The sequence below is a fragment of the Winogradskya consettensis genome (assembly GCF_018332715.1).
In the GTDB taxonomy this organism is placed as follows: Bacteria; Actinomycetota; Actinomycetes; order Mycobacteriales; family Micromonosporaceae; genus Actinoplanes; species Actinoplanes consettensis.
This window is the reverse complement of sequence record NZ_BOQP01000093.1, coordinates 1-4,031: the sequence shown is the minus strand read 5'-3', so window position 1 is coordinate 4,031 and position 4,031 is coordinate 1. Positions and strand designations below refer to the sequence as shown.

The 4,031-nt window shown below is 69.3% G+C and carries 4 protein-coding genes; 3 read left to right on the top strand and 1 reads right to left on the bottom strand.

The annotated features are described in order from the left end of the window. Positions 1 to 87 precede the first annotated feature (87 nt). Positions 88 to 1,062, bottom strand: coding sequence for a dTDP-glucose 4,6-dehydratase (rfbB, locus tag Aco04nite_RS48450; protein ID WP_213003916.1), 975 nt, complete (start codon positions 1,060 to 1,062; stop codon positions 88 to 90). Between the two features lie 118 nt (positions 1,063 to 1,180). Here rfbB and pafA point away from each other — a divergent pair, with 118 nt between their 5' ends. The 3 genes from pafA (at position 1,181) to Aco04nite_RS48435 (ending at position 3,926) form a co-directional block, all read left to right on the top strand. Next, positions 1,181 to 2,539 carry a Pup--protein ligase gene (gene pafA, locus Aco04nite_RS48445; protein ID WP_203839415.1) on the top strand — a complete coding sequence of 453 codons (1,359 nt, stop codon included), beginning with the start codon at positions 1,181 to 1,183 and terminating at the stop codon, positions 2,537 to 2,539. A gap of 133 nt (positions 2,540 to 2,672) precedes the next feature. Beyond that, entirely contained in the window at positions 2,673 to 2,891 is a 219-nt protein-coding gene (locus Aco04nite_RS48440) for a hypothetical protein (protein WP_213003917.1), read from the top strand. Between the two features lie 384 nt (positions 2,892 to 3,275). Then, positions 3,276 to 3,926: an O-methyltransferase gene (locus Aco04nite_RS48435; protein ID WP_213003915.1), complete on the top strand. Its 651-nt coding sequence runs from the start codon at positions 3,276 to 3,278 to the stop codon at positions 3,924 to 3,926. The last annotated feature ends 105 nt before the right edge of the window (positions 3,927 to 4,031 follow it).

The window sequence follows — 4,031 nt, the reverse complement described above, 5'->3', positions numbered from 1 at the left end:
GCCCACGAACGGCGTGCCCAGAAGAACGCGGCGAGGCCGGGGCGATCCACCATGCTCCAAAACGTCCACAACGCCCTGAAATTACCATCAGTCGACGGCGAGCGGGCGCCACCAGTCCTCGTTGTCGCGGTACCACTGGACGGTGTCGGCCAGTCCGGCGGCGAAGTCGACCTGGGGCTCGTACCCCAGCTCCTTGCGGATTTTGGTGTCGTCAAGGGCGTACCTGCGGTCATGGCCCTTGCGGTCTTCCACGTGGACGACCCGGTCCCAGTCGGCGCCGCACGCACGCAGCAGCAGTGCCGTCAGGCCTTTGTTCGTCAGTTCCTTGTTGCCGCCGATGTGGTAGACCTCGCCGGGGCGGCCGGCCTGCAGCGCGAGAGCCGTGCCGCGGCAGTGGTCGCCGACGTGGACCCAGTCGCGGACCTGGGCGCCGTCGCCGTAGAGGGGCACCGTGCGGCCCGCCAGCAGGTTCGTGACGAAGCGGGGGATGAGCTTCTCGGGGTGCTGGTAGGGGCCGTAGTTGTTGGCGCAGCGGGTGACCGTGACGGGCAGGCCGTGGGTGCGGTGGTACGCGAGGGCGAGCAGGTCCGAGCCCGCTTTCGTCGCGGCGTACGGGGAGTTCGGGGCGATCGGGGCGTCCTCGCGCCACGAGCCGGCCGGGATCGAGCCGTAGACCTCGTCGGTGGAGACGTGCACGAAGCGTTCGACGCCGTGGCGCAGGGCCGCGTCCAGCAGGACCTGGGTGCCGACCACGTTCGTCTGCGCGAACTCCGCGGCGGCCGTGATGCTGCGGTCGACGTGGGATTCCGCGGCGAAATGGACGACGTGGTCGTGCCTGCGCATCAGGGTGTCGACGAGGGCCGCGTCCGCGACGTCGCCGGGCACGAAGTCGAGGCGGTCGCTCTCGGAGACCGGGCCCAGGTTGGCGAAGCTGCCCGCGTACGTGAGTTTGTCCAGGACCGTGACCTGGACGCCTTCCAGGCCCGGCAGCCGGTCCCGCAGCGCTTCGCGGACGAACCAGGAACCGATGAAGCCCGCCCCGCCGGTGATCAGTAGATTCATCAAGGTGGGAGTGTATCCGCAGGTCGAAGGCCTCCCGGAGGGTCCCGTGACACAGTGCCTCAGTGAAAGCGCGGGTTGTCACTGCCGTTCGGAGGGTTTCTGAGGCTAGTGTTTCGTCATGGAACGGCGAATTTTCGGCCTAGAAACCGAGTACGGCGTCACGTGCACCTATCGGGGTCAGCGGCGGCTGTCCCCGGACGAGGTGGCCCGCTACCTGTTCCGCCGAGTGGTGTCCTGGGGACGCAGCAGCAACGTCTTTCTCCGTAACGGCGCCCGTCTCTACCTGGACGTCGGTTCGCACCCCGAATATGCAACGCCCGAGTGCGACTCCGTCACCGATCTCGTCGCGCACGACCGTGCCGGCGAGCGCATCCTCGAAGGCCTGCTCGTCGACGCGGAGAAGCGGCTGCACGACGAGGGCATCGCGGGCGAGATCTACCTCTTCAAGAACAACACCGACTCCGCCGGCAACTCCTACGGCTGCCACGAGAACTACCTCGTGTCCCGCCACGGCGAGTTCGGCCGGCTCGCCGACGTCCTCATCCCGTTCCTGGTGACCCGCCAGCTGATCTGCGGCGCCGGCAAGGTGCTCCAGACCCCGCGGGGCGCCGTGTTCTGCCTCTCGCAGCGCGCCGAGCACATCTGGGAGGGCGTCTCCAGCGCCACGACCCGCTCCCGCCCGATCATCAACACCCGCGACGAGCCGCACGCCGACGCCGAGCGCTACCGGCGCCTGCACGTCATCGTCGGCGACTCCAACATGAACGAGGTCACCACGCTGCTCAAGGTCGGCAGCGCCGACCTCGTCCTGCGGATGATCGAAGCCGGCGTCGTCATGCGCGACCTCACCCTGGAGAACCCGATCCGGGCCATCCGCGAGGTCAGCCACGACACCACCGGCCGCCGCAAGATCCGCCTGGCCAACAACAAAGAGGTCAGCGCACTCGAGATCCAGCAGGAATACCTCGCCAAGGCCACCGAGTTCGTCGAGCGCCGAGGCGGCGACCAGACCGCCAAGCGCGTCGTCGAGCTCTGGGGCCGCGTCCTCAACGCGATCGAGACCGAGAACCTCGACCCGATCGCCCGCGAGATCGACTGGGTGTCGAAACTCAAGCTGATCGACCGCTACTCCGCCAAGCACGAGATCCCGATGAGCCACCCGAGGGTCGCCCAGCTCGACCTGGCGTACCACGACGTACGCCGCGGCCGTGGCCTCTACGCCCTCATGGAGAAGCGCAAGCAGGTCGACCGCATCTCCAACGACCTCGAGATCTTCGAAGCCAAGGAAACCCCGCCCCAGACCACCCGCGCCCGCCTCCGCGGCGAATTCATCCGCCACGCCCAGGAGAAACGCCGCGACTTCACGGTCGACTGGGTCCACCTCAAGCTCAACGACCAGGCCCAGCGCACGGTCCTCTGCAAGGACCCCTTCCGCGCCTACGACGAACGGGTCGAACGCCTGATCGCCAGCATGTGACGGGAGTCGCCGGTCAGGCCCAGCGCCTGACCGGCACCACCCACAACGGGCCCGCTAGGCTGGTCGAGCCATGACCTCATCGTCACACGAGCCCGATCAGCACGCGCCCGGCTCCCACTCGCCTGGTCCTCACTTGCCCGGCTCCCACGCGCCCGGCCCTCCGCCCCTGCCCGAGGTTCCCGAGCGGACCTTCGAGGACGTCATGCGAGCGCGGGTCGACCGCCGCCGCGACCGCGTCCACCGCCAGGTCTCCGCCGCCCGCCAGGGCGGCCACAGGATCCCCACCTGGCTTCTCGCCGCGATCCTCGGAGCGCTCCTCCTTGGCTGGCTCTACATCATCTTCCTCGGCTGATCCCCTTCGCCCGAGCCTCTGCCCGAGCGGCTCTTTCCCGCTGACCGCCACTCTCCGCGGACCCCAGGGCAAGATCAAGTTCAGAACGCTGACTCGGGTCCGTCGTGGTCCCGACCGCTCCTCCCGCGAGAGACCGGGCCCGGCCGGCCAGGCGCCCAGCGGCGCCAGAACAGCCACCCGACCCCTGCCACGTGAGTGAGTGGCTGAGCTAACCCCCGAGCCCGAGCCCAACCCCAGCCCGAGCCCGAGCCCGAGCCCAGCCCCAGCCCCAGCCCCAGCCCGAGCGCCGAGCCCGAGCCCGCGGGCCCCGGCTCGGTGGGCTTTTGCGGAATCTCCCAGGTTGTTGTGATTGCCCGGGGGATGGTGGGGGAGAAGGCTGGGGGGATGGCTGACATCGTGGATCCGGTGATCGCGGACTATCTGGTTGCCCATTCGACCCCGGCCGACGACGTGCTGCGAGAGTTGGCGGCGGAGACCCGGGCGCGGTTCCCCGGGCCGTCGGGGATGCAGGTTTCGCAGGATGAGGGTGCGCTGCTCACCCTGCTGGTCCGGCTGACCGGCGCGCGGCAGGCTGTTGAGGTCGGGACGTTCACCGGCTACTCGTCAATCTGTATCGCGCGGGGTCTCGCCGAGGGCGGCCGGCTGCTCTGCTGCGACGTCTCGGAGGAGTTCACCGCGCTGGCCCGGGACGCCTGGAAACGGGCCGGGCTCGACGACCGGATCGAGCTGCGGATCGCCCCGGCCCTCGAGACGCTCAGGGCGCTCCCCGACGAGCCGGTGCTGGACTTCGCCTTCATCGACGCCGACAAACCGGGCTACCCCGGCTACTACGAGCAGCTGGTCCGCCGCCTGCGCCCGGGCGGCCTCATCGTCCTCGACAACGTCCTCCAGGGCGGCGACATCATCAACCCGTCATCCACGAGACCGAACGTCCCCGCCATGCGCGCCCTCAACGACCTCGTCACCACCGACAACCGCGTCGAATCCGTCATGCTCCCCGTCCGCGACGGCATCACCCTGGCCCGCAAAAAGTAACGCCGCCCTCATCCGTGCCACCCCGGCTTCGCAAGAAGAAGCACCGCTCGCTGACCGGCGCCCGAGCCACCCCGGCGGACTCCGGCCCGGCCCACCCCGCTCTGC

What these genes read in the sequence shown, in the direction of transcription:
- pafA (WP_203839415.1), top strand. Translation starts at nt 1,181, where the DNA reads ATGGAACGGCGAATTTTCGGCCTAGAAACCGAGTACGGCGTCACGTGC.
- rfbB (WP_213003916.1), bottom strand. Translation starts at nt 1,062, where the DNA reads ATGAATCTACTGATCACCGGCGGGGCGGGCTTCATCGGTTCCTGGTTC.
- Aco04nite_RS48435 (WP_213003915.1), top strand. Translation starts at nt 3,276, where the DNA reads ATGGCTGACATCGTGGATCCGGTGATCGCGGACTATCTGGTTGCCCAT.